This is a genomic window from Shinella sp. NM-101, from assembly GCF_021401195.1.
In the GTDB taxonomy this organism is placed as follows: domain Bacteria; phylum Pseudomonadota; class Alphaproteobacteria; order Rhizobiales; family Rhizobiaceae; genus Shinella.
Genome location: NZ_JACBFT010000008.1, coordinates 207,575 through 230,349, shown reverse-complemented (window position 1 = coordinate 230,349; position 22,775 = coordinate 207,575). Strand labels below are relative to the sequence as shown.

The following is a 22,775-nucleotide window of genomic DNA, read 5'->3' as shown; positions in this document are numbered from 1 at the left end:
CCGACGCTCGTATTCACCTGACACGGGCCGTTGTGGGGCTTGCAGACGAACTCTGCGCCGGGCGTATCGCCATGGTCCAGGAGGGCGGTTACTCGGAGGCCTACGTGCCGTTCTGCGCCCATGCGGTGCTGGCCGCGCTGGCCGGGATGGAAAATGCGGTCGCCGATCCCTTCCTGCCCATCGTGCTGGCCCAGCAGCCGGGCGCGGATTTCAATGGGGCGCAGACCGGCGCGCTCAAGGCGCATCCCTTCTGGCGGGACTGAAGGGCGGCGGGGCCGGACGAACCGGGCCCCGCCCGCTCTTGTCAGGGTTTCATCAGCACGGATTTCGACGGGTAGTCCGATGCCCAGGTGGCCGGCAGCGGGGCGACGAAGACGTTTTCTGTACGGGTGCGCGTGATCTTCCAGGCGCCGTCCGGCTCCTTGCGGAACGTGTTGTTGAGCCGCGAGGACCGCAGCAACGCCTTGCCGTCGGAAAAGAGCCAGGGCTGCATGTGCACCCATTGTCCGTCGGCGGTGGCGCCGCTGTCGTGGACATGGATCTGCTCCGAGGTGAGGTAGTGGCAGTTGAGGATCAGTGCCGGATCCTTCTTGCCACCCCAGAACCCCTGGAAGTGGCGGCGGATCGCGTCCGCGCCCTCGGCCTTTCCGAACTGGTTGGTGTAATACTCGCCGACGCCTTCCCACACAGCGTCCCGGGTATAGAGCTGCATGATGAGGTCGATGCGCTCGGCGTCGTCCTCGACCCCGAACTCCGGATTGGGCGTGTCGCAAAGGAACATGTACCGCGCCTGCAGCCGCCGGATCGCGGCCTCGGCCTCCAGTGTTTCGATACGGCGAACAAGCGTCGCGAGGTCTGCTTGTGTGATCATCTCGGTTCCCTCCGGTCTTTCATTGTGGCGCACCTGCACAGCAGCGCAGGCCAAACGTTCACGGCGGCAAGGCTATAGGGCGAGGATGTCGCGTCAAGCGGTAATAATCACATGAAATAGAGTGTTTATTCCGTTTTGGCCTTTGAACGCGCTTTCCCGCCCAGGAACCGGCGACCCGAAAAAGACTTTTGCATCCTCTGCAAGAATTTACATGAATATTCATGTTATTGTTGCGCAAAAGCAGGAATGCGAGGGGCCAGCCCCGGATAAAAGACAGGGCAGAGAACCGGCTGGAAAGCCGGATGGCGAAGCATTGCCTTATCCTAAGCAATTGATATTAAAAATAAAAATCAAGAATTTCGATCCGGGCGCATTGACAGAAGGAAACATTACGGTAATTTTCACATAAAAGTTGGGCGATAGACCCGGGGAACGAAAGCGATGTTTGACAAGGCTGACAGCAGCGGCTCCGCATTTGCCGCCCGGTTCTCGCTTGGAACCGGCACCGGCCCGCTGGTCGCGGTGAAGGATTGCATCGACATTGACGGCATGACGACGCGGTGCGGTTGCGCCGCCCTGTCGAATGCACCCGCCGCCGCTCGTAATGCTGTCATCGTCGGCCGGCTGCTCGAGGCCGGCTGTCGCATCGTCGGCAAGACACGCATGCACGAGCTCGCCTACGGCATGACCGGCATCAACGCCTTCGAGGGCACCCCGCTCAATCCCAAATGGCCGGCGCGGATTCCCGGCGGTTCGTCGTCCGGTTCGGCGGCTGCCGTCGCGGCCGGCGAGGTCGCGTTCGCGATCGGAACGGATACTGGTGGCTCCGTGCGCCAGCCGGCCATCTGCTGCGGCGTCATCGGCCTGAAGCCGACCTTCGGGCGGCTCGACCGCACCGGCGTCCTGCCGGCGAAAAGCTCGCTCGATTGCGTCGGCATCTTCGCGCGCAGCCTGTTGATGGTCGAATATGCGATGAGCGTTCTCGACCCTGATTTCACGCCCGAGACCGTTGAGGAAGAGGTGAGGATCGCGCGCCTCGGCATCGGGCAGGGCGCGGATCCCAGGAGCCAGGGTGTGGATCCCAGGATGACGGAGGCGCAGGAGAATGTGCGCGCCGGCGCTGGCGACGGGATCGAGACGGTGGAACTGCCCCTCCTCGACGACGCCTTCGCCGCCGGTCTTGCGATCATCGGGCGGGAGACGCTTGCCGCCAATCGCCATCTTCTGGAAAGCGACGCGCCGTTGGGGGCCGACGTGCGCGGCCGGCTGGAGCGCGCACGGCTGTTGACGGATGCCGATGTCGCCCATGCCGAAGACGTGCGGCAACGCTTCACCGCCGAGATCGACGCCGTGCTTGCGCGGTACGATGCGATCCTGACGCCGGCTTTGCCGCTCGTGCCGCCGCTTCTGGCCGATGCGGGCGACCCTTCGAAAGTGCTTTCGCTCACCCGGTTCCTGCGGCCGTTCAACCTTTCGGGCCACCCGGCCATCGTCCTGCCTGCCGCCACGCCGGACGGCTTGCCTTCCGGCGTTCAGCTCGTGGGGCGCAAGGGCGACGACGCCCGGCTCATCGCGCTCGCCCGCCGGCTCTCAGAAACAAATGCGATTTTCCAGATGGAAGGAACGACGCGATGAATCTCACCCAGCCTGTTGCGACGGATGCCGCGCTTTCCGCCTTGAAGGCGGAGATCGTCGAGCGGCGCAACGAGTTCCAGGCGCTGCGCCATATCCCGTTGGATATCGTCCGGAAGTTTCAGGACGTCGGCATCTACCGCGCCTTCGTGCCGAAGCGTTTCGGCGGCGACGGGGCCACGCCGCAGGCCTTCTGTCGCCTCGTCGAGGAGATCTCGGCCGCCGACGCCTCGGCCGGCTGGGTGGCAAGCTTCGGTGTTTCCGCGACCTATCTGGCGGCACTCCCGCCGGAAACCTACGCCGCGATTTACGGCAGGGATCCCGACACGGTTTTTGCCGGCGGCATGTTCCCGCCGCAGAAGGCGGTGAGAACGGCCGGGGGACTGGAGGTCACGGGGCGCTGGCCCTGGGGTTCGGGTGTCATGGGCGCCTCCATCGTCGGTGCCGGCATCAGGGTGGAGGGCGAGGACAGTCCGCTTCCGCGCACCGCCGTCATGCCGCGCGACAAGGTCGTCGTCGAGGAGACCTGGAACGCGATCGGCCTGCGCGCCACCGGCAGCCACGATGTCGTGGTGGATCGCGTCATCGTGCCGGAGGAATGGACCTTCATCCGTGGCGGCAAGCCGCAGCTCGACGACCTTGTCTTCCGGTATCCGGCCATGGCGTTGGCCGCGCAGGTCCTGGCGGTGGTGGCGCTCGGTGCGGCCCGCGGCGCGCTCGACTGGCTGCGTGACGACGCGCTGCGGCGTGCCTCGATCACCGGCGCACCGAGCCCGGCGGCCCGCGCCTATGTGCAGATCGATTTTGCCCGTGCCGAAGGTTTGCTGGCCGGCGCTCGCTCGGCCTTCTACGACGCGATCGAGGAGGCCTGGCGCCAGATGGAGACGCATGGCGCGGTCGATACCGCCACCCATATCCGCCTGCGCTATACCGCTTCCAAGGCTGCGCAGGACGGGGCGGAAGCCGCGCGCCTGGCCTTCGTGCTCGGCGGCTCGGATGCCATGGTCAGCGGTCACCCGCTCGGCCGCGCCATGATCGACGCGGCTTGCGTCGCCCAGCATGCCTTCGTCAATGCCGGAAGCTGGCAGGCCGCTGGAGCGGCTCTCTTCGGCCAGCCCACCCCGCCCGGTTACCCGTGAACGCGTCTCGAGAGGACTTTACCATGTCGGAACCCACCCCGATCCGCACGCTCCTGTGCCTTGCCGTGCAGCCGGCCTTCTTCGACCTTCCCTTCAGCCGCATCGGTGCCGTCTGGCAGGCGACGCAGGCCTTCATGGCGGGGGTCGCCAGGCTCGAAGGCGTTTCCGTTCTCGGCACGCTGGATGACGACCAGACGCAGGTCGGCACGTCGCCCGCCTTTCCGTGGACCTGGTACATGCTGTGCGATTTTCCCGACCGGCAGTCGGTGATCGCCGCCTGCAACCTGCTGCGCACGATCGTCGTCGACGAGGAAGACCATCGCCTGTGGAAATACATGCGCATCGAGGCCCGCATGGGCCGGGCGCTGACCATCCCCGAACTCTGATGCTAAAGAAGGAAAAGGACATGTCGCTCGCCATGCCGAGATTCCGCGACCTCGACGCACTCTACTCGCCCGACGCGAAGGTCGCCACGCCGATGTACGAGGATGCCGATCTCTTCAAGGAGGAGATGGAACGCATCTTCCGCCGCACCTGGGTATGGGTCGCCCATGACAGCGAATTGCCGGACAAGGGCTCGTTCAAGCTGTCGAATGTCGGGCTGGAACCGGTGATCGTGGTGCGCGACCGCAAGGGCGTCGTGCATGTCCTGGTCAACCGCTGCCGCCACCGCGCCGCCACGGTCTGCGAGGTCAAGAAGGGCAAGACCTCCTCCTTCCAATGTCCATATCACGGCTGGGGCTACGGCCTTGACGGCTCGCTGCGCGCGCTGCCCTATCCCGAGCAGTACGGCGACGACTTCAGCAAGGACAGCCACGGGCTGCTGCGGCTGCGCACGGAAAGTTATGCCGGCATGATCTTCGCCACGTTCAACGAGGAGATCGAGCCGCTCGCCGATTTCCTCGGGCCGGTGAGGAAATGGATCGACCTGTTCATGAAGCAGGGCGGCGGGTTCCCGATCAAGGTTCTCGGCGAACACCAGTTCACCGTTCCGATGAACTGGAAGATCCAGCTCGAAAACACCACCGACGCCTATCATTTCCCCGTCGTGCACAAGAGCTTCATGCAGTCGCTCGACGGCGAGACGGAGGAGATCTTCAACTTCCTCGAAACCGGCAAGGGGTATGTCGAGGATCTCGGCAACGGCCACTCGGTCATGGTCATGATCCCCGAACTGGTCGATCTCGACCAGAATCTCGATGAACCGATCCCCGAACGCTTCCTCGAGCTGGCGCAGGAACTGCGCGAGGAAGGCTACCCGGAGGACCAGGTCCGCAAGATCGTGCGCGCCGTCGGTGGCGCCGGATTCAATCTCAACCTGTTCCCGAACGTGTCCTTCTCGCTCGCCTTCTTCCGCGTGCTCACGCCCGTCAATGTCGAGCGGACGGATATCCGCCACATCGCCATCGGCATGGACGGCGGTCCGGCGGCGGCCAACCGCATGCGCCTGCGCCTGCACGAGCATTTCCAGGGACCGATGGGCTTCGGCTCGCCGGATGACGCCGAGGTCTGGGAGCGCGTGCAGCGCGGCACCAAGGGCGGCGAGGCGCTGCCGGTCCTCGTGAACCGCGGCATGGTCGATGAACAGCAGGGCCCGGACGGCCCGCTCGGGCATATCAGCGCGGAGACCGGCATGCGGGCCGCCTATGCAATGTGGAAGAGGATGATGTCGGCATGACCGCGACCAAGACGAACGACGACCTGGCACTGCTGCACAAGGCGAGCGCCTTCCTCTGGTCGGAGGCGGATATGCTCGATGCCAAGGATTACGACGCCTGGCTCGGCCTCTGGATGCCGGGCGGCCGCTACACGATGCCGATCGGCGATAGCGAGGATTTCGACAACGCACTGAACCTGTGCCACGACGACGACAAGATGCGACGCGATCGAATCGCACGTTTCCAGCAGGGCTTTTCGATCTCGTCGGCCCCGCCGGCCGAGACCGTGCGTACCCTGTCCCGTTTCGTCATCAAGGCCGTGGATGGCGACGAGGTGACGGTGCATAGCGCCGAGCATCTCATCGAGGACAAGTTCGGCCGTCAGCGCGTCTGGGCCGCCAATGTCAGGCACATGCTCGTCGCCACCGGGGACGGATTTCGTATCCGCAACAAGGTGGTCCGTCTACTCAACTCCGATGGGATGCTGAATTCGTTCAGCTATTTGTTCTGATGGCGGCCCCGCTTCCTGAAAAGATCCAGACCGCCGTCGTGACGGGCGGTGCCCGCGGCCTCGGTGCGGATATCGCGCGCGCCCTGCACAGGGCCGGTTTCCGCGTGGTCATCACCGCCGTCAATGCCGATGCCGGCACGGCGCTCGCCTCCGAACTCGATCTGGCCGGAGAAACGGCGGTGACCGCGACGCTGGATATCACCAGGCCGGAGGATTTCCAGACGGTGCTCGACAAATGCATCGAGCGCTGGGGTTCGGTCGAGGTGCTCGTCAATAATGCGGCGCGCACGGCGGTCCAGCCGGTCCTGGATATCGATCCGCAGGATTTCAACACGATCCTTGCGACCAATGCCGGCGGCACGTTTGCCGGCAGCCAGATCTTCGGCCGGCATTTCAAGGAGCGCGGATACGGGCGCATCGTCAACCTCGCCTCGCTCGCCGGCCAGAACGGCGGCACGGCAACCGGTGCCCATTATGCCGCCTCCAAGGGGGCGATCCTGACATTGACGAAGGTCTTCGCAAGGGACCTCGCGCCCTTTGACGTGACCTGCAACGCGATCGCGCCGGGGCCGATGGACACACCTATCGTGCGGTCGGTCATTGCGCCTGAGAAGATGCAGGCGGCGCTTGCCGGCATCCCGGTCGGTCAGCTTGGCGACCCGATCTTCGTTGCCGAGCTCGTCGCACTGCTGGCAGGGCCGAAAGCCGGCTTCGTCAATGGTGCGTGCTGGGACGTCAACGGCGGCATATTCATGCGGTGAGGGTGGATCATGAAAACGGCAACACTTGAACTGGAGGTCGCGGAGCGCATCGAGGAGCCCGGCAATATCCTGCGCCTGCGGCTCGTCAGTGCCAACGGCGCCGGCCTGCCGGCCTTCGAGGCGGGGGCGCATCTCGACCTGCATCTGCAGGATGCTTCCACCGATCTCTGGCGCCAGTACTCGCTGTGCTCCGATCCGGCGGAAAGCGGCTTCTACGAGATCGGCGTCCTGCTCGATCCGAAGTCGCGGGGTGGCTCTCGTGCCGTGCACCGGCTGGCGGAGGCCGGGCGTCGCTTCCGCGTCGAGGGACCGCGCAACCACTTTCCGCTCGCGGAGGATGCTGCGACCTCGGTCCTGTTCGGCGGCGGCATCGGCGTGACACCGATGCTCGCCATGGCCCGCCGGCTGCACGCGCTCGGCCGGGACTTCGTGCTTCATTACTGCACCCGCTCCAGCGAGGTCACAGCCTTCGGGACAATAATCGCAGCCGCGCCCTGGGCGGATCGCGTGGTCTTCCATTTCGACGACCAGGCGCCGGAGCAACGGCTGGACCCGGCCCGCGACCTGCCGCGGCCGGCAGCCGGAACGCATCTCTATGTCTGCGGCCCGCAGGGCTTCATGGACTGGCTGATCGGGGCGGCGGAAGCGGTGGGCCATGCGCCGGGCAATGTGCACCGGGAATATTTCTCCGCCGATGTCGACACATCCGGCGCGGGCTTCGAGGTCGTCGCGAAACGCTCGGGCGTCAGCGTCACCGTGGGGCCGGACGATACCATCGCCAAGGCGCTCGCGCGCGCCGGCGTGAAGATAGAAGTCAAATGCGAGGAAGGGGTTTGCGGCACCTGCGTGACCGATGTCATCGAGGGCGAGCCCGATCATCGCGACAAGTTCCTGACCGAAGATGAGCGGGAGGAGGGCACCATGATCTGTGCCTGCTGCTCGCGCGCCTGCGGCTCGAAGATCGTTCTGGACGTGTGAGGAGAGCGACATGACCCATAATGCACCCAGCGAGGCAGCCCTGGCATTCCGCGAAGGCATGAGCCGTCTCGGCGCGGCCGTGACCCTTCTGACATCGGATGGTGTCGCCGGACGACAGGGCATGACCGCTTCGGCCGTCGTGTCCGTCACCGACAGCCCGCCCACGCTGATCGTCTGCGTCAATCGCAACATCCGCTGCCACGATCTCTTCGTGGCCAACGGTGTACTCGCGGTCAACGTGCTCGGCGGACGCCATCAAGAGCTGTCCGCCCGCTTCGCCGCCAAGGGGCCCGTCGACCGGTTTGCCTCGCACAACTGGGTCACATCAAAGACCGGCGCGCCGCTCCTGGAGGATGCGGAGGTCGCCTTCGATTGCCGCATCGTCGATACGCGCGCGGTCGGCTCGCACTCCGTGCTGACCTGCGAGGTCGAGGATGTGCGCCTGTTTTCGACGCAGCCCGATGTGCTCATCTGGTTCGGCCGGAACTTCCACCATCTCAACGCCGCGGCGGCGAAGTGACGGCGGCGGCGTCACAGGCGCCTGAGCTGATCGAACACGCGTTCGAGAAGGCCATTCAGGGTGGCCATCTCGTCATCGCTGATGCTCTGGAAGCTCAATTCGAAGATCCCGCGCGCTTCCTCCATGGCCAGCGCTCTCAGACGGTCTCCCTCCGGGGTGAGGCAGACCTCGGTCACGCGGGCATCCGTCGGGCAAACCCGCGTCACCACCAGCCCGTCGCCGATCATGCGCTGCACGACCTTGGTGGTCGTGTTGAGGCGCATGGTGGAAAAGTCCGAAATATCGGAGATCGAGAGATAATTGTCCTCGTGCAACGATATCAGCACCCGCCAGCGCGGCACGTCGATCCCGATGGGCTTCAGACGCCTGTCCAGCGCCTGGGTGTAACGACCGTTGACGCGGCTGACCCAGTAGAAGGGCCAGTTCCGCTTCAGGAAAGGGCTCGTTTGCGTTGCGGTCACGACCGTCCCAATTATTTCTCTCGTTTGTGTCGTCCGGTTCATGCGAGCCCTCTCTCGGAAACTCGCTTACGGTATGGAAGCACACGAATAAGTGAAAATACACGTAACTCGTGATGTAACCCTGCCTACGTTCGTTCGGAAAGGCGGTCAAGAGACAAAAAAGCAGCCGCAACGAGCCATTTTGCCGTCTCGGTGGTTTTTAACCAACGAGATGGGCCATCTTGCCGGCAAGGGCAAGAAAGCCGAAGACGTGCGGGGACCGGTTGTCGCGCCGATAGTTCAGCGAAAGTTTCGTTCCGGGATTTTCGCCATCGAAATCACGATAGATGACGCCCGGGCGTTCGTTATGCGCGACGGATTGCGGCACGACGCAAACGCCGGCGCCGACCGAAACGAGGCTGATGGCCGTCAGGAAATCCTGCGCCATCAACTGCGATGACGGGACGAACCCATTGCGCTTGCAGATATCGAGCACGTCGTCTGCATAGCTCGGTCGGGGGCGGCGCGGAAACAGGACAAAGGTGGCATCCTTGAGGTCGCTCAGCTTTACCGGGCTCTGCATGCCCGCATAACTGTCCGGCATGGCGAGGGCGAGCGGCTCCTCGATCAGCGTCTGGGATTTAAGTTCGATGTCCTCGATGGAAGGCCGTGCCACCGCAATATCGATCTCGCGCTGGATGAGCGCCCGCTTCAGCTCGGCATTGTTCATGGCCGACAGGGCAAGCTCGATATCCGGATGAGCGGCGCGAAACGTCTTGATGACATTGGGCAGCACGCCGAACGTGGCGGTGCCGACAAAGGCAATGCGCAACCGGCCGGCGACGCCCTGGCCGATGCGCATCACCTCGCGTTCGGTCTGGTCGACGCGTTCCAGGATCTCGCGCGCCCGTTCCAGAAGCAGTTCGCCGGCCTGCGTCAGCCGGATCTGGCTGCGGCTGCGGTCGAAAAGGGTCGCGCCGATCTCCTTTTCGAACTGCGCGATCTGGCGGCTGAGCGGCGGCTGAGCGATGCCGAGGCGGGCGGAAGCCCGCCCGAAATGCAGCTCCTCCGCCACCGCCAGGAAATAGCTCAGCCGCTTGAAATCCATCATGCTATGTCAGGCATCCGTCAGAACTCCATGATGGAGGGCCATGCGCTCCAACGCCTTCTCGAAATAGGGCCGGAAGGCCGCCGGGTTCTCGCTCATCGGAAAATGGCCGAGTTCCTTCATGATCACAAGCGTCGCGCCGTCGATTGCGTCGGCCGTGCGTTTGGCGTCCTCCGGCGTGCAGGTCATGTCGTATTCGCCGCACATGATATGAACAGGCGTGCGCCGCGTATCGATGGAGCCAAGCCTGGCGACGAGGCTGTCGTCGCGCGTGTAGAAACTGAGATCGCCGCGGAACACGCCTGGCCCTGACTGCATGAACATCCACTGGGTGTTCCAGCGCTCGGCCTGCGGCGCTTGGGGCGCGATATTGGCCGAAACGAGCGCCGCGCCCATCTCGCCGCCATGGGCATCAGGCCGGTGGAACCAGTCGATATCGTACCAGGCCGCCTGGAAGTCGGAGGCCTCGATGGCAATGAAACCGGAAAAGCGCTCCGGGTGCAGCGCGGCCAGTTGCAGCGCGATCCGCCCGCCCATGGAACAGCCGGCAAGGATCGGCCTGTCGAGCCCGAGCGCATCGCAGAAGGCGAGCACGGTCGCAAGATAGGCCTGCGTCGTCAGGAGATATTCCGCGGTCTCGAAACCCTCCGGCGGCAGCGACTTGCCGTGCCAGGGCATGTCGAAGGCGAGAAAGCGATGGGACTGCGTGAAGGCGGGATCGTTCAGGACGAAACGCCATTGCCGCGTATCCGCGCCGGCCGTGTGCAGGCAGACGACCGGGCGGCCGTTCCCAGCCTCCTCGAAATAGATACGATGCGGCGTGCCGTCGACGCTCAGTCGGACATAGCGGCCGACGATGGGTTCGATCGGGGATGTCATGCCAGTGCCTCCCGGCGCCCCAACGCCATGAATTCCTTGAAATAGCGAAGGTTCTTCACAAGTGTCAGGATATCGCCGTCAATGCGGCCATGCCCGTATTTCACCAGACCGAAAATGTCGTGGTAGCCGGGCGTCGGCATCGGCTGCCAGAACGCCTCCAGCGCTGCGCCGCTTACCCGCAGCGCGAACCGCCAGGGCAGTTTCTTGCTCGGTCCCTCCTTGATCTCGATGACCCTTCCCTTCTCGAAGGACAGGTAGAATTCCCGCCCGTCGATCTCGATCAGCACGGTCTCGTTGAACAGGCACCCGAGGCGCAGGAGATGAGGCGTGGCACCCAGTCTTTCCGCCATGCCGTCGAGGCGGGCGCGGTGATCGGCTTGTGTGGTCGGCATGGTCGTCTGCCTCACGATTTGCGCGTCATGAAGCGCACCTTGTCCTCGTCGAGCGCAATGCCGAGACCGGGGCCGGCCGGGACGCGAATCTCGAACTCCTCGAAGTCCAGCGGGGTGGCGGCGAGATCATCGACGAGGATGCGCGGCCCGAAATGCTCGCTGCCCCATTCGAGCTTCGGCAGGGTCGAGAACACGGCCATGTGCGCGGCCGCGCCGATGCTGCTTTCCAGCAGGCACCCGCCATAAAGCTCGATGCCGAAGGCCTGCGCGATGCCGGCCGCGCGCTTGAGCTCCAGAAGTCCGCCGCTCTTGACCAGCTTCAGGGAATAGACGCTGCCGCAAGCCAGCGCGGCCGTGCTGGCAAGCTCCGTGTTGGTGAAGGCCGCCTCGTCGATGAGAAGTGGAATGCGGGTCCGGGCCGCGACCCGTGCCATGGCCTCGCGCTGGGCGGCAGGCACCGGCTGCTCGACAAGGGCGACCCCCAGTTCCTCAAGCGCCGGGAAGAGGCGGATGCACTGCGCTTCCGTCCAGCCCTGGTTGACGTCGACGATCAGTTTCACATCGTCGCCGAGCCCGGCGCGCAGGTGCCGCAGGCGTCGCAGGTCTGCATCGGGGGTATTGAAGCCGAGCTTGATCTTGAAATCCCGGTGCTGGCGCAGGCGCAGCTTCTCGCGCGCCTCTTCCAGCTCCTGTCCGGCATCGCCGGAAGCCAGCGCCCAGATGACGCCGATGCGGTCACGCACCTTGCCGCCGAGCAGCGTGCTGGCGGGCACGCCGAGCGTGTGCCCCACGGCATCGAACAGCGCGGATTCGACTGCGGCCTTGGCCGCGAAATTGCGGGTCGCCGCCTTGCCCATGCGCAAGGCATTGGCCTCGAACAGCATGGCATCCTGACCTGCAAGGGCCGGCGCGAGATAGATCTCGATGGCGGCATGGATGGATTCGACGCTCTCCTCCGCCCAGCGCGGACCCCCGAGGGTCGAAGCCTCGCCGATGCCCGTGATGCCGTTCTCGAGAAGGACCCGCACGAGCACGAAGCCCTGATAGGCGATCTCCGTGTTTGAGAGCTTGTGGCGACGCACGGTCGGCGCCTCGATGATCGCAGCCGTGATCGACCGTATCCGGGTGTCGAGCGGACTGTCGGCGGGTCGATCCTGACCTGTGAGGGGGGCTGCGATAGCGAATGCCATTTCCATTTGCCTCTTCAGAAAGGACCCGCCGGGGATGCTGCCCCGGCGGGCTGGTATGCGTGGGACTGCGTGTTATTCGGCGGCGACCGCCATGGCGCTGGCGAGAGGTTTCAGCTTGAAGTCGAAGGTCATGAGGAGGTCGGTATCGGCTCCGGCGCCAGCGGTTTGCATCTTGCCGATGAGGCTTTGCTTGACGGCGAACACGGCATCGTTGTCGAGATACTCGGTGTCGGCGTCGTAGATCTGCGAGACAAGGCCCTGATAGCCATCCTTCTTCAGCATGAAGTGGATATGGCCCGGCCGCCACGGATGGTGCCCCATGTAGTTCAGAAGCTCGCCGGCCGCGCCGTCATAGGGGATCGGGTAGGGCACCGGGCGGATGCCGACGAATTCGTATTCGCCGTTCTCGTCCGTCATGAAGCGGCCGCGCAGGTTGTAGTCCGGCTGATCCGGGTCCTGCTGCTCGTAAAGACCGTTCGGCGCGTCCTCCCAGACATCGACGATCACATCCTTGATCGGCTGTCCCTCCGTATCGCGCACGATGCCGCGCACGCGCACCGTCTCGGAACCTTCGAAATTCTTCTGCACGATAGAGGCACCCTTCGGCAGCACCGGCGGGTTCTCGCGGTAGAACGGGCCGAGCACCGTGGATTCGCTCTCGCCGTCGGTCACGGCATGGTCGAGCATGTCGACCAGCACCTCGACGCCGAGGATATCGGAAAGCAGGATGAACTCGTTGCGCGCATCATCCGAGATATGACCGGCGCGCACGAGGAACTGACAGGCCTCGATCAGTTCGGCATGGGTGACCTTCGCCTCGATGCAAAAGGCATGGATGTGGCGGATCAGGCTTTCCAGAATTTCGCGGTTGCGCGCCGGAATGTCCTTCGACAGCGCCGCGATGACGACGTCAGAGATGTTGTCCTTGGTTACGTTACGCATTTTCTCCTCCTTTGAATGCGTGGGCGGGCGAGGCCGGGGCCATCACCACATGAACTGGGTTTCGATCTGCGGCAGGCCGGCCGGTGCCTTGCGCGACGACGATGGGATCGACCCCGGACGCCCCGATCCGGGCGACCTTCTCCTCCGTCGAGGTCCGCGCTGTGGCACCACAGACCAGCGCCTTGGGCGGCGGATCGAACGTGTAGGCGACAGAGGAAACGCCTCGCGGGAGCGCGCTGTCGACAGCGGCGCGGATCAGCGCCCGGTGGCCGCCATGCACGCCGTCGAAGGCGCCGATGGTGACGGTGCAGGCCGAAAGCCTCAACCGCTCCCGGCTGTGGATGCGGGTTGCACGATGGTGGTCATGATCCATGGTCTCCTCCCATGCCGGCAACCGGCGGCACCTCCTCCGGCACCGTCGATAGCCAAACGTAGCGCTCCCTCCGGCCGGCTGCGATACCCGTGACGGTATCGCATGATACCCATCAGGCGCGCTTCATCTCCGATTGGTGTGCCGGCATGAAAGGGAGAGGGCTTGCGTCCCTATCTCGACCGCTTCGAACGGCTATGCCGCGCTCGACCGGTAAAATTCCTGAAGCTGCCATGGGTAAGGAATGCGGCGGCCGCCAGTGCGCTGCGAGCACAATTATGCCGGCAACTGCGAGAATCTCGGCATCGAGGTGCTGGAGTTAAGCTGCTTTGGTCGTGGCCTTAACGGAGATCACGCCAGCACCTGCCGCAATGAGGCTTGCACCTCTCGCATGGCCGGCAGGTAGCATTCGACCATATCGTCGGCCGCCGCATGGGCGGCCGGTGCGCCGATGTTCAGCGCCGCGACCACGCGGCCGCGGGCGTTCACAAGCGGTACGGCGATGGAGCGCAGGCCGATTTCCAGTTCCTGGTCGATGAGCGCATAGCCCTGCCGGCGCACGCGGGAAAGCTCGTCCACCAATGCATCCGGCTCCGTCCTGGTGAAGGGCGTGTTCGCCTTGCGGTCGGAGGCCTCGATGATGGCGCGCGCTTCCGCTTCGGGAAGGGCGGCGAGCAGAACGCGGCCCATCGAGGCGCAATAGGCCGGCAGGCGCGAGCCGGCCGTCAGGTTGATCGACATGATGCGTTTCTGTGCGGCGCGCGCCACATAGACGATTTCCGCCCCGTCGAGCACGGAGGCCGATGCGCTCTGCCCGATCCTTTCGCAGAGCTGGTCGAGATAGGGCTGCACGAGCCGGGGCAGCGGCGTTGCCGAAAGATAGGCATGGCCGAGCCGCAGGATCTTCGGCGTCAGTTCGAAGAACTTGCCGTCATAGGCGGCATAGCCCAGTTCGGCGAGCGTCAGCAGGCAGCGCCGCGCCGCCGCCCGGTCGAGGCCGGTTTGCGCCGAGACATCCGTGATGGTGAGCCTCGGCCTCACCTCGCCGAAGGCCTCGATGACCCTGAGCCCCTTGGCGAATCCGCCGATGAAATCCGTTTCCCGCATCCTCGTCTCCATTGCCGTTCAGCGTCTGGCGCGCTGCGATATCCCTGCTGTGTCGTCCCGGCTGCATCGCCAGTTTGTGCGATAATTGAACAAAAATCAAATAACGCACAAACGGCATTGCCGCTTTTCCCCTTCCGCCGTACCTTCCCGCCGGAAACGGGAGATTTGCATGGACAAGACCATCTCGAGCGTGGCGGAGGCCGTGGCCGGCATCGGCGACGGGGCGACGGTGATGATCGGCGGCTTCGGCGGGTCGGGCGCGCCGATCGAGCTGATCCACGCCCTCATCGACAAGGGGCCAAGGAACCTCACCGTCATCAACAACAATGCGGGCAACGGCCGCATCGGCATCGCCGCGATGATCGACGCGGGACTGGTCAGGAAGATGATCTGCTCCTTCCCCCGCTCGACCGATCCGCGCGCCTTCACGGACCGTTATCTTGCCGGCGAGATCGAGCTGGAACTGGTGCCGCAGGGCACGCTCGCCGAGCGGATCCGCGCCGGCGGCGCCGGCATCCCCGCCTTCTACACCCCGACGAGCTACGGTACGGAGTTGGCCAAGGGCAAGCCGACGGCCGAGTTCGATGGCCGCATGTATGTGCAGGAACGCTGGCTGAAGGCGGATTTCGCGCTGGTCAAGGCGCATGTCGGCGATACCGGCGGCAACCTTACCTACAACAAGGCTGCCCGCAATTTCAGCCCGCTGATGTGCATGGCGGCGGCAACGACCATCGTGCAGGTCTCCAGGCTGGTGCGGCCGGGCGGCATCGACCCGGAACACGTCGTCACCCCCGGCATCTTCGTCGACCATGTCGTCGAAGTCGCAGATCCCAGGCAGGAAGAAGATCTCATCCGCGCAGGAGTGGCCTACGCATGACCGTCGATACGCATGAGGACATCAAGCTTTCCAACGCCCAGATCGCCTGGCGCGCGGCGCAGGACATCGCCGACGGCGCCTATGTGAACCTCGGCATCGGCTTTCCCGAGATGGTGGCGCGCTACCAGCCCGAGGGACGCGCGGCGATCTTCCACACGGAGAACGGCATCCTCGATTTCGGCGAGGCCCCGCCGCCGGGCGAGGAGGACTGGGACCTGATCAATGCCGGCAAGAAGGCGGTCACGCTGAAGCCGGGCTCCGCCTTCTTCCACCATGCCGATAGCTTCGCCATGGTGCGCGGCGGCCATCTCGACGTCGCCATCCTCGGCGCCTACCAGGTGGCGGAAAATGGCGACCTCGCCAACTGGCGCGTCGGCTCCAGGGGCGTGCCGGCCGTCGGCGGGGCGATGGATCTCGTGCACGGCGCCAGGGAGGTGGTCGTCATCACCGAGCACGTCACCAAGAACGGCGAGCCGAAGCTGGTTGAGCGCTGCACCTTCCCGCTCACCGGCGTCGGCTGCATCACCCGGATCTATACGAGTCACGCCGTCGTCGACGTCTGCGATGGTCGTTTCGTGCTGCGCGAGAAGCTCGCCGGCATGACGGTCGAGGACCTGCAGGCGATGACCGGGGCGAAGCTGCATGTCGAAGGCCCGGTCGCCGATCTCGTCGTGCCGGAACTGTGAGGAAAACCATGTCCGAAGCCTATATCTGCGATTATACCCGCACGCCCATCGGCCGCTTCGGCGGCGCGCTCGCCTCCGTCCGTGCCGACGATCTCGGCGCCATCCCCTTGAAGGCGCTGATGGCGCGCAATGCCGGCATCGACTGGGAAGCCATCGACGACGTCATCTTCGGCTGCGCCAACCAGGCGGGAGAGGACAACCGCAATGTCGCGCGCATGTCGTCGCTTCTCGCCGGTCTGCCGGTCGCCGTTTCCGGCACGACGATCAACCGGCTGTGCGGGTCCGGCATGGATGCCGTCATCGCCGCCGCCCGGGCCATCAAGGCGGGTGAGGCGGAACTGGTCGTCGCCGGCGGTGTCGAGAGCATGAGCAGGGCGCCCTTCGTGATGCCCAAGGCGGAGACGGCCTTTTCGCGCCATGCCGAGATCCACGACACGACCATCGGCTGGCGCTTCGTCAATCCGCTGATGAAAAAGCAGTACGGCGTCGATTCCATGCCGGAGACCGGCGAGAACGTCGCCGAGGATTTCAAGGTCTCGCGTGCGGACCAGGATGCCTTCGCGGTACGCTCGCAGGCGAAGGCCGCGTCGGCACAGGCGAGCGGTCGGCTGGCCAAGGAGATCACGCCCGTCACCATTCTTCAGAAGAAGGGCGATTCCGTCGTGGTCGAGAGAGATGAGCATCCGCGTGCGACATCGCTGGAAGCGCTCGCGAGACTGCCGACGCCCTTCCGCAAGGAAGGCGGCACCGTGACGGCCGGCAATGCCTCCGGCGTCAATGATGGCGCGGCCGCCCTCGTCATCGCCTCGGAAGCGGCGGTGAAGAAATACGGCCTGACCCCCATCGCCCGTATCCTCGGCGGTGCCATGGCGGGCGTTCCGCCGCGCATCATGGGCATCGGCCCGGTCCACGCCACGCAGCGCCTGTGCGCCCGTCTCGGCCTGAAGCCCGCCGATTTCGACGTGATCGAACTCAACGAGGCCTTTGCCTCGCAGGGCCTTGCGACGCTGCGCGAACTCGGCATCGCCGACGATGCGGAAAACGTCAACCCGAACGGCGGCGCCATCGCACTCGGCCATCCGCTCGGCATGTCCGGCGCCCGCATCACCGGCACGGCAGCGCTGGAACTGCAACTCAAGGGCGGGAAGCGCTCGCTCTCCACCATGTGCATCGGCGTCGGCCAAGGCATCGCGGTGGCGCTTGAGCGGGTTTGACCACGTCTAATCAGTTGTGGTTTCGTTCGAAATCCGATTGCAGAAAAAGAATATGATTGGACCAAAAGATACGCAGCTTCGCTGAATAGGATCGAGAAGGCTTGCCATTTGGTGGGCCTTCCATGCCGCCGGAACCTGACCTATCTCTGCACTTGTTGATGAGAGTGCAAAAAAATCAGAGGAGCATGGCTTGGGTTTGCGAACTGGCCGGCGCCCAATCATTCATCCGTTCCAGACGATCGCCAGCAGCTAGCGCAAGTCGCCCCAGACGATGCTCCAACCGGAGGGGGCGCGGATGAAGCGCGCGTCGACGGCCTCGCCGCTAGAGAGTTGCTGCGAAAGATCGCTCCAACGGCCAGCGGCAAATGCTTCTCCACCAGCGATATCAATGCGGATTTCCTGCACGAAGGTACAACGATATTGTGCTTGGGCATGCTCTGGCACGCAGCCAAGCTTGGTGACACGAAGCAGCGTTGCGCCCGACCCCGTCTGGCCGGTCCAGACAGCCGGATTCGCCAGGCAGGCCATCGCAGCCACGGGATCGGTGATGCGGCCAGAGGTGCACGCGCTTTCCATATCCGCCATCCGCGCCGACGCAGCGCGTACGCGCTGAAGGGCAAAGGCCGCGATCTCACGTGCCGTCGGTTCTGCCGGGTCCGGGTTCGTCGAACGATCTTCGACCAAGACGGCGGCTATTTCCGCCTGATCGCGCGCGGCGCTAACCAGAGCCCCGGTGCCGGCGCTCCATCCGTTGGGACCGGACACTTGCGCGCCAAGCGTCTCGACCGCCTCGCGCGGGCGTTCGCCCTGCGCTGCTTCGGAAAGCGCCGTTTGCAGTTCGGCAAGTACCGCCGGGTCGGACTCCAAGTCGCGAATTCGGCGATAAAGCGGTGCCAAAGTGCCGTCGGGGTCGATGGAGCCGAACGTTTTGTCCATGCTGGCACGATACTGCTCGAAGGGACGCAGGGCTGCGCGCGCCTGTTTCAACCCGTCGAGACTGGCCGGAAGGTCCGTAGCCAGCCCGGCAGCGGCGATCAGCCTTGGTTCCAGGATTGCAGCGGCCTTATGCCGCGCTGCATCGACAACTTGCGTGATCTGCTCGGGTGCAAGGTCAGAGGCCCGGGCCTGGTCGGCGACGCGCAGCGCCGTGCCGAGATGACCTTGGTCAAGATTTTCGCCCACGTTGCGCAGATCTGCGATGAGGCTCGCGGTCTTCGCATTTCGGGCGGCGGTCTCAAGTTCGACGCGCAAGGCGGCTGCTTCGGCGCGCAACGGCGCGGTCGCTTCGTCCGGCAGGCGCGAGCGAGCGATGCCGGCATCGACCACACGTAGCTTCTCAAGCGCATCGGCGCCGGCAATGCGAATGCCGGCCAGTTCTTCACGTGTCGCGGCGGCCCATCGTGCAGCTTCAGCCTGGCGCTCATGGATAGCGGTAATGCGTCCCACATAGGCGGGCGAACGGAACGCATCGGAAAAAACGTTGCGGTAAGGCTCCATACCCAAGGTGCCATAGCAGGTCTGTTTGATGAAGTGGCCAACCGCCCGGCTTTCTGTCTCGTCGAGAAGCGTGACGGGTATTCCGAAGACCGGTTCGAACGTTTCGTCAACAAACAGCGGAGCAATGGCCTCGATGATCTGGTGCGAAGGCATGCCGTCGAATCTGCGCGGCCCGACGGCCGGGGCGTACCAGCCGGCCAACGCGCGACATTGCGCTTCGGCAGAGGTGGCTTCTGCCAACGCACCACCGATGGCTCCGCCAAACGATACCGGAGGCGTCGCGTCGCCTTCCGGCAAGCGCATCGGCTGTACCTGGGATGCCACCTTGCCTGCTGACGGCAGACGCGTGGCCACGAAGTTTCCATTTGGGCAGCCCTGCAGCGAGCCATCCATCGATTGCCCGTCACTGCCGATCCGTCCGCGCAGCCCCAATGCCCTGAACCCTTCCGGTTGGTCAACCCAGGTCCTGGCCACGATTGTGAACTGCCCATTGGACTGCGCGCGTCCTGTAACGGTATAGCTGCCCTTGACCCCGGCCGCGTCGAAGGTGAACACGCCTTCGTGCAGCGGGCGTTCCGAAGGGGCGATTTCCAGCGCCATCTTCGCCTCAGGCTGGCCCTGGCAGCGATAGGTGCCCGTCCAGTGCCCGGCAAATTGCGGCTCGGCAACCGCAACTCCGGTCAGGCCGGCGCCCAGTAAAAAAACAATACCAACTGCATGCCGCATTCGCGCTCTTGTGTCCCGCAGGGACAATGCGAAACGGCATGATCCGCTGTAAATTCTCGCCGGCAAGTGACTTGAGCAGCCTATCATGCGCGCATCCCTTTCATTTTGAAGGGCCGTAAAATACCGCGACCGATGCGTGATGATCGTTGCATGTGGAAACGGTGACTGTCGTGGGGTTTCATCATGCTTCCGATGCCTGTTCCGGGGCCGGCGCGGACAGCGAGTGGAGGGCGATGGCGGTGCTGCTGGCACACCAGGCCGCCTGATCGCCCCACCGTGGTCGGTGAGAGGAACATCTAGAACCTGCGCCGGGGCAGGAGGATGGACGCTAACGAATTCATCGAGGCCGCAGATGAAAGGACGAAGGGAACAAATAGGTCGCTCATCTCGATTGAGCCCCTATTCCACTTCGATAGTGAACGTCCGCGTCCCCGTCGGACAACAATGCGGGTCATTAGCCTGCGGCACGGTCATCGTCACCGAAAGGCAACCTGGGGAGAACTGCAGGTTCCGGGGGTCGAATCCGAACAGCTCCTCGTTGCTTACTTCCCGCCCGATTGCGTAGGTTCCGCCCGTCTGCCGCAGAATCCACGTCGTCAGCATTTCACTGCTTCCGCCAGATGTGTGAGAGACAAAGGCAATCGCGTCGGCCGTGCCGGTGCCGGTTAGATCGCCGAACACCAGATTGATGGCCGGGTCGCGCAATCCAAGCTCGCTGACCCGCGCCTCGACGAGGCCGAGGGCAGCGGCGGTCAAGGCGTCTTCATCTTGTTCGGATGCCGTCGCCGGCGTGCTCAAAAGCGCTGCAAGCGCCAGAGTGAGAACGGTTCGTTTCAGTTCGAAATAAGCAATCATGCGGGCTCTCCCTTATTGCGAACTTTAGCTAGCGGTAAGATACATCCGAAATGCTTGACAAGGAAGAGGGGGATACTTTTACGCGAGCAATACGCGGTGTCGCTACGCCGAGCATGCCGTCAGTTGTTGTAAGTGCCGTGTGGCGCAGAGATTTGTCGAGCATGTCGATTTGGTGAAGCGAGCGCATAATGCTCGATTTCACGCCATGAATATTGGTTCTATCTTCTCGGGACAAATGCTGAGTTTGTGTCCGGTTAGGAATATCCTGCCCACTTGGCGAAGACATATGAGTAGGTTGCGCGCGCGAGTGGCTTAATACCATTCTCCACGACATGGTGCCCCGGGCACATCGTGGTCGGCAAAATACGCGGCTGCTTTTTTTAGGATGTCTCGCCCCGCGGTAATGCGAGCCAGTGCTTTCTTCAGCCGTTTGATCTCCTCGGCCTCGTCGCGGCCCCTGGCGTTGAGGCAGCAAACTTCCTCTTCCACTCGTGGAGCGACTGCTGGCCCACCGCGAGCCGCTGCGAAACCTCCGCGACCGGATCAAAATTAAGAAAGAAGGCGTTTACAAATCTAGGGGCTATTCAAGTTGCACCGGCAGGCGTGGATCTGGCGAACGGCGCATGAAACAGGACGACGAGGGCTCACATGCAAGCGGACTGCATTCGCGGGCGATCAAACTGCTCGGCCAGTGTGGCACCATGTCGTGCCGTTTGCCCGAGCCATTCTTGATGCCAGCGACCGGCCGACCCGACCGAGCCCGAAATGAGAATGGCAGCAGCGAGCTCACAATTGCCGGTACTTGGAGGCGTCCGACGGAGAAATCGAAGTTGTCCTCATACGCGGATTTTGCAGGGGAGATCTGCATTCTGGGTTGTAAGGCGCCGGGGCCGGAGTGGCTGAGACGGCCGTCGGCATGGTCCATTGACGGCACCTGATGTCGCGGCACCCTTCCGCTTGGAAGTTCATGAACACATCCAGCCGAGAGCCGAAGGCGAAGACGCCTCCGGCGGCTTGTCTTGTGAGTTCAGCGCCCGTCAGGACAATGTGCGCCCGCAATCGAAGGTGACCTTGCTCAAGAGATCTGCCGGCACCTGGATATCGGCCATCGCGGCGGCGACGAGTTCGTCCCGCTTCGTACGGTTTTCGTATCCCTTGTAGGTCGCCAGGTCGGTGCTGCTGGCCGTGGCGATGCGGCCGGCCGTGGCGGAACATATGCCTGCAAGGGTCTCTACACGAGCGGTTCTCACCGCCTCGGCGCGTGCGCTGGTGGTCGAAACCCATCCGGCATTGAAGGCGATGAGCGGCGCGGCCACGAGGCCGAGAACGAAACCCACCATGTAGGGCTTCGCTTTTTCGATGTTCAGACTGAATGACATGACTTTACTCCCTATAATCGATGATTATCGGGATCGATAAGGGCCCGCGCTCGGACCTGGAGCCAATGGCAATCCGGATAGTTCCATTGTGCGCCTTAACTCGCAGAAAGCAAATGAAATTAATGGATTTTCTTTGATTTTTCGCGCTGATTTCCCGCCGTAAAATAAAACGGCAGGATTCTATTTTCAATGCTATGATGATCTTAATCAGAAAGCATGTGAACCGGCGAGCTGTCGATGAAAATTTACAGTCCTGAGTTTCATTTCTTCTTTGATTGACAGGAATCCGATGCCATCTGCATCAGGTTCTTGGGAAAATATCTGACATTTTTTTTAGGGCGCCGACGAGAATATTTACGGGGCCCATGGCGGCTTCGCATCGAAGAGGCAGCCGCCCACCGCGAGGAACTTTCCATGACTCTCAGTTTTCCAAACCCGAGCAGGAGCTACGAAGAGGCTGGCAAGCGCATCCGCTTCATCGGTCATGACGGCGTGTTCGAAATTCCCTTCTTCGCGGCGGCGGATCTCTTCCCGGCGGCGACGTCCGAAGCGGGCTACCTCAAGGCCTTCGATGCCGCCCGCGTCGCCATCAACACGGCCGCCCGTCGCGCCTATTCCGCCGCCCGCAAGCCGGTCTATGTCCTGACGCGTGCCGATTTCGGCTGAGAACGCCGGACACCGGGGCGAAGCCTCGGCGACCATTCACATCCCAAACGATTGCCGGGTTTCGCCCGGCCGGCTGCTCGGCCGCCTTCGGGCAAAGGAATGATTATGGCCAAAGGCCAAAAGCGTGGCGTGGAAGACATAGGCAACGCGGAAACCGCCGTTGCCGAACGAACGGTTATCGAACGGCCCCTCCGTCCCGAGGTGGGTTCCAAGCCGGTATCGGAGCCGCAAGCGGTTGCGCGCGGTGAAGGCGAGGGTGACATTCCATCGTCCGGCTTCGGTTTCCGCCGGACGTTGGGCGGGCCGTGGAACGATCCTGCGCCGGTGCGGGAGGAACTGTTCGGCATCGAAAGGCTCGAGCTGCATGCCGCAACCCT

General features: G+C 63.7%; 27 protein-coding genes. 14 read left to right on the top strand and 13 right to left on the bottom strand.

What is annotated here, in order from left to right; genetic code table 11:
* Positions 1-32: 32 nt before the first annotated feature.
* Entirely contained in the window at positions 33-263 is a 231-nt protein-coding gene (locus tag L0976_RS16885) for a hypothetical protein (protein WP_234188415.1), read from the top strand.
* A 41-nt stretch (positions 264-304) separates the two neighbouring features.
* On the opposite strand, the gene L0976_RS16880 is transcribed toward L0976_RS16885, so the two are convergent.
* Positions 305-871 carry a nuclear transport factor 2 family protein gene (locus tag L0976_RS16880; RefSeq protein WP_203316496.1) on the bottom strand — a complete coding sequence of 189 codons (567 nt, stop codon included), beginning with the start codon at positions 869-871 and terminating at the stop codon, positions 305-307.
* A gap of 121 nt (positions 872-992) precedes the next feature.
* Here L0976_RS16880 and L0976_RS16875 point away from each other — a divergent pair, with 121 nt between their 5' ends.
* From L0976_RS16875 to L0976_RS16835, 9 genes are read left to right on the top strand one after another with little or no spacing between them, the layout of a single operon-like run.
* Positions 993-1,280, top strand: a complete 288-nt coding sequence (locus L0976_RS16875; RefSeq protein ID WP_234188414.1) for a hypothetical protein — start codon at positions 993-995, stop codon at positions 1,278-1,280.
* A gap of 32 nt (positions 1,281-1,312) precedes the next feature.
* Positions 1,313-2,506, top strand: a complete 1,194-nt coding sequence (locus L0976_RS16870; protein WP_234188413.1) for an amidase — start codon at positions 1,313-1,315, stop codon at positions 2,504-2,506.
* Positions 2,503-3,642: an acyl-CoA dehydrogenase family protein gene (locus L0976_RS16865; RefSeq protein ID WP_234188412.1), complete on the top strand. Its 1,140-nt coding sequence runs from the start codon at positions 2,503-2,505 to the stop codon at positions 3,640-3,642. Before L0976_RS16870 ends, L0976_RS16865 begins: the two co-directional genes overlap by 4 nt.
* A 23-nt stretch (positions 3,643-3,665) precedes the next feature.
* The gene (locus L0976_RS16860) at positions 3,666-4,028 is read left to right on the top strand and encodes a hypothetical protein (RefSeq protein ID WP_203316492.1); all 363 of its coding nucleotides are present in this window, start codon (positions 3,666-3,668) and stop codon (positions 4,026-4,028) included.
* Entirely contained in the window at positions 4,028-5,320 is a 1,293-nt protein-coding gene (locus L0976_RS16855) for a Rieske 2Fe-2S domain-containing protein (protein ID WP_234188411.1), read from the top strand. The genes L0976_RS16860 and L0976_RS16855 overlap by 1 nt, the downstream gene beginning before the upstream one ends.
* Positions 5,317-5,811, top strand: a complete 495-nt coding sequence (locus L0976_RS16850) for an aromatic-ring-hydroxylating dioxygenase subunit beta (protein WP_203316491.1) — start codon at positions 5,317-5,319, stop codon at positions 5,809-5,811. Before L0976_RS16855 ends, L0976_RS16850 begins: the two co-directional genes overlap by 4 nt.
* Positions 5,811-6,572 (top strand): SDR family NAD(P)-dependent oxidoreductase, encoded by a 762-nt coding sequence (locus L0976_RS16845; protein WP_234188410.1) that lies wholly within the window; start codon positions 5,811-5,813, stop codon positions 6,570-6,572. Before L0976_RS16850 ends, L0976_RS16845 begins: the two co-directional genes overlap by 1 nt.
* A gap of 9 nt (positions 6,573-6,581) precedes the next feature.
* Entirely contained in the window at positions 6,582-7,550 is a 969-nt protein-coding gene (locus L0976_RS16840) for a PDR/VanB family oxidoreductase (RefSeq protein WP_234188409.1), read from the top strand.
* 10 nt (positions 7,551-7,560) lie between these two features.
* Positions 7,561-8,070 carry a flavin reductase family protein gene (locus L0976_RS16835; protein WP_203316488.1) on the top strand — a complete coding sequence of 170 codons (510 nt, stop codon included), beginning with the start codon at positions 7,561-7,563 and terminating at the stop codon, positions 8,068-8,070.
* An 11-nt stretch (positions 8,071-8,081) separates the two neighbouring features.
* Here the strand turns inward: L0976_RS16835 and L0976_RS16830 are convergent, their stop codons facing one another.
* The 8 genes from L0976_RS16830 to L0976_RS16795 all read right to left on the bottom strand — a co-directional run bounded on the left by L0976_RS16830 (position 8,082) and on the right by L0976_RS16795 (position 14,498).
* Positions 8,082-8,531 (bottom strand): MarR family winged helix-turn-helix transcriptional regulator, encoded by a 450-nt coding sequence (locus L0976_RS16830; protein ID WP_233290644.1) that lies wholly within the window; start codon positions 8,529-8,531, stop codon positions 8,082-8,084.
* Positions 8,532-8,730: 199 nt separating this feature from the next.
* Positions 8,731-9,621 (bottom strand): LysR family transcriptional regulator, encoded by an 891-nt coding sequence (locus tag L0976_RS16825; protein WP_255696016.1) that lies wholly within the window; start codon positions 9,619-9,621, stop codon positions 8,731-8,733.
* Positions 9,622-9,627: 6 nt separating this feature from the next.
* Entirely contained in the window at positions 9,628-10,497 is an 870-nt protein-coding gene (locus L0976_RS16820; RefSeq protein WP_234188408.1) for an alpha/beta fold hydrolase, read from the bottom strand.
* Complete coding sequence (locus L0976_RS16815; protein WP_234188407.1) at positions 10,494-10,889, bottom strand: hypothetical protein; 396 nt, start codon at positions 10,887-10,889, stop codon at positions 10,494-10,496. Before L0976_RS16815 ends, L0976_RS16820 begins: the two co-directional genes overlap by 4 nt.
* A gap of 11 nt (positions 10,890-10,900) precedes the next feature.
* On the bottom strand, positions 10,901-12,079 hold the full coding sequence (locus L0976_RS16810) for a muconate/chloromuconate family cycloisomerase (protein ID WP_233290642.1): 1,179 nt from the start codon (positions 12,077-12,079) through the stop codon (positions 10,901-10,903).
* Positions 12,080-12,151: 72 nt separating this feature from the next.
* Positions 12,152-13,021 (bottom strand): dioxygenase, encoded by an 870-nt coding sequence (locus tag L0976_RS16805; protein ID WP_234188406.1) that lies wholly within the window; start codon positions 13,019-13,021, stop codon positions 12,152-12,154.
* The gene (locus L0976_RS16800; protein ID WP_234188405.1) at positions 13,014-13,394 is read right to left on the bottom strand and encodes a hypothetical protein; all 381 of its coding nucleotides are present in this window, start codon (positions 13,392-13,394) and stop codon (positions 13,014-13,016) included. Before L0976_RS16800 ends, L0976_RS16805 begins: the two co-directional genes overlap by 8 nt.
* Before the next feature lie 348 nt (positions 13,395-13,742).
* Entirely contained in the window at positions 13,743-14,498 is a 756-nt protein-coding gene (locus L0976_RS16795; protein WP_234188404.1) for an IclR family transcriptional regulator, read from the bottom strand.
* A gap of 169 nt (positions 14,499-14,667) precedes the next feature.
* Here L0976_RS16795 and L0976_RS16790 point away from each other — a divergent pair, with 169 nt between their 5' ends.
* The 3 genes from L0976_RS16790 to pcaF are packed head-to-tail and all read left to right on the top strand — an operon-like array spanning position 14,668 to position 17,275.
* Positions 14,668-15,375 carry a 3-oxoacid CoA-transferase subunit A gene (locus tag L0976_RS16790; protein WP_203316481.1) on the top strand — a complete coding sequence of 236 codons (708 nt, stop codon included), beginning with the start codon at positions 14,668-14,670 and terminating at the stop codon, positions 15,373-15,375.
* A complete protein-coding gene (locus L0976_RS16785) occupies positions 15,372-16,061 on the top strand; it encodes a CoA transferase subunit B (protein ID WP_234188403.1) in 690 nt (229 codons plus the stop codon). The genes L0976_RS16790 and L0976_RS16785 overlap by 4 nt, the downstream gene beginning before the upstream one ends.
* A gap of 8 nt (positions 16,062-16,069) precedes the next feature.
* Entirely contained in the window at positions 16,070-17,275 is a 1,206-nt protein-coding gene (gene pcaF / locus L0976_RS16780) for a 3-oxoadipyl-CoA thiolase (RefSeq protein ID WP_234188402.1), read from the top strand.
* A gap of 249 nt (positions 17,276-17,524) precedes the next feature.
* Here pcaF and L0976_RS16775 read toward each other — a convergent pair whose 3' ends face one another.
* The 3 genes from L0976_RS16775 to L0976_RS16765 all read right to left on the bottom strand — a co-directional run bounded on the left by L0976_RS16775 (position 17,525) and on the right by L0976_RS16765 (position 21,732).
* Positions 17,525-19,498, bottom strand: coding sequence for a hypothetical protein (locus L0976_RS16775; RefSeq protein WP_234188401.1), 1,974 nt, complete (start codon positions 19,496-19,498; stop codon positions 17,525-17,527).
* A gap of 399 nt (positions 19,499-19,897) precedes the next feature.
* On the bottom strand, positions 19,898-20,353 hold the full coding sequence (locus tag L0976_RS16770; protein WP_234188400.1) for a hypothetical protein: 456 nt from the start codon (positions 20,351-20,353) through the stop codon (positions 19,898-19,900).
* A gap of 1,037 nt (positions 20,354-21,390) precedes the next feature.
* A complete protein-coding gene (locus L0976_RS16765; protein ID WP_203316476.1) occupies positions 21,391-21,732 on the bottom strand; it encodes a hypothetical protein in 342 nt (113 codons plus the stop codon).
* A gap of 414 nt (positions 21,733-22,146) precedes the next feature.
* On the opposite strand from L0976_RS16765, the gene L0976_RS16760 reads away from it, so the two are divergent.
* A complete protein-coding gene (locus tag L0976_RS16760) occupies positions 22,147-22,398 on the top strand; it encodes a DUF1488 family protein (RefSeq protein ID WP_203316475.1) in 252 nt (83 codons plus the stop codon).
* A 36-nt stretch (positions 22,399-22,434) separates the two neighbouring features.
* Here L0976_RS16760 and L0976_RS28790 read toward each other — a convergent pair whose 3' ends face one another.
* Complete coding sequence (locus L0976_RS28790; protein WP_234188399.1) at positions 22,435-22,764, bottom strand: hypothetical protein; 330 nt, start codon at positions 22,762-22,764, stop codon at positions 22,435-22,437.
* Positions 22,765-22,775: the final 11 nt, after the last annotated feature.

Bases quoted from the DNA above. Each gene is read 5' to 3' on its own strand.
- L0976_RS16775 (WP_234188401.1), bottom strand. From the start codon at position 19,498: ATGCGGCATGCAGTTGGTATTGTTTTTTTACTGGGCGCCGGCCTGACC.
- L0976_RS16845 (WP_234188410.1), top strand. From the start codon at position 5,811: ATGGCGGCCCCGCTTCCTGAAAAGATCCAGACCGCCGTCGTGACGGGC.
- L0976_RS16855 (WP_234188411.1), top strand. From the start codon at position 4,028: ATGCTAAAGAAGGAAAAGGACATGTCGCTCGCCATGCCGAGATTCCGC.
- L0976_RS16760 (WP_203316475.1), top strand. From the start codon at position 22,147: ATGACTCTCAGTTTTCCAAACCCGAGCAGGAGCTACGAAGAGGCTGGC.
- L0976_RS16860 (WP_203316492.1), top strand. From the start codon at position 3,666: ATGTCGGAACCCACCCCGATCCGCACGCTCCTGTGCCTTGCCGTGCAG.
- L0976_RS16820 (WP_234188408.1), bottom strand. From the start codon at position 10,497: ATGACATCCCCGATCGAACCCATCGTCGGCCGCTATGTCCGACTGAGC.
- L0976_RS16840 (WP_234188409.1), top strand. From the start codon at position 6,582: ATGAAAACGGCAACACTTGAACTGGAGGTCGCGGAGCGCATCGAGGAG.
- L0976_RS16810 (WP_233290642.1), bottom strand. From the start codon at position 12,079: ATGGCATTCGCTATCGCAGCCCCCCTCACAGGTCAGGATCGACCCGCC.
- L0976_RS16765 (WP_203316476.1), bottom strand. From the start codon at position 21,732: ATGTCATTCAGTCTGAACATCGAAAAAGCGAAGCCCTACATGGTGGGT.
- L0976_RS16785 (WP_234188403.1), top strand. From the start codon at position 15,372: ATGACCGTCGATACGCATGAGGACATCAAGCTTTCCAACGCCCAGATC.
- L0976_RS16815 (WP_234188407.1), bottom strand. From the start codon at position 10,889: ATGCCGACCACACAAGCCGATCACCGCGCCCGCCTCGACGGCATGGCG.
- L0976_RS16850 (WP_203316491.1), top strand. From the start codon at position 5,317: ATGACCGCGACCAAGACGAACGACGACCTGGCACTGCTGCACAAGGCG.
- L0976_RS16865 (WP_234188412.1), top strand. From the start codon at position 2,503: ATGAATCTCACCCAGCCTGTTGCGACGGATGCCGCGCTTTCCGCCTTG.
- pcaF (WP_234188402.1), top strand. From the start codon at position 16,070: ATGTCCGAAGCCTATATCTGCGATTATACCCGCACGCCCATCGGCCGC.
- L0976_RS16795 (WP_234188404.1), bottom strand. From the start codon at position 14,498: ATGCGGGAAACGGATTTCATCGGCGGATTCGCCAAGGGGCTCAGGGTC.
- L0976_RS16800 (WP_234188405.1), bottom strand. From the start codon at position 13,394: ATGGATCATGACCACCATCGTGCAACCCGCATCCACAGCCGGGAGCGG.
- L0976_RS16825 (WP_255696016.1), bottom strand. From the start codon at position 9,621: ATGATGGATTTCAAGCGGCTGAGCTATTTCCTGGCGGTGGCGGAGGAG.
- L0976_RS16770 (WP_234188400.1), bottom strand. From the start codon at position 20,353: ATGATTGCTTATTTCGAACTGAAACGAACCGTTCTCACTCTGGCGCTT.
- L0976_RS16805 (WP_234188406.1), bottom strand. From the start codon at position 13,021: ATGCGTAACGTAACCAAGGACAACATCTCTGACGTCGTCATCGCGGCG.
- L0976_RS16835 (WP_203316488.1), top strand. From the start codon at position 7,561: ATGACCCATAATGCACCCAGCGAGGCAGCCCTGGCATTCCGCGAAGGC.
- L0976_RS28790 (WP_234188399.1), bottom strand. From the start codon at position 22,764: ATGCAGCTCGAGCCTTTCGATGCCGAACAGTTCCTCCCGCACCGGCGC.
- L0976_RS16880 (WP_203316496.1), bottom strand. From the start codon at position 871: ATGATCACACAAGCAGACCTCGCGACGCTTGTTCGCCGTATCGAAACA.
- L0976_RS16870 (WP_234188413.1), top strand. From the start codon at position 1,313: ATGTTTGACAAGGCTGACAGCAGCGGCTCCGCATTTGCCGCCCGGTTC.
- L0976_RS16790 (WP_203316481.1), top strand. From the start codon at position 14,668: ATGGACAAGACCATCTCGAGCGTGGCGGAGGCCGTGGCCGGCATCGGC.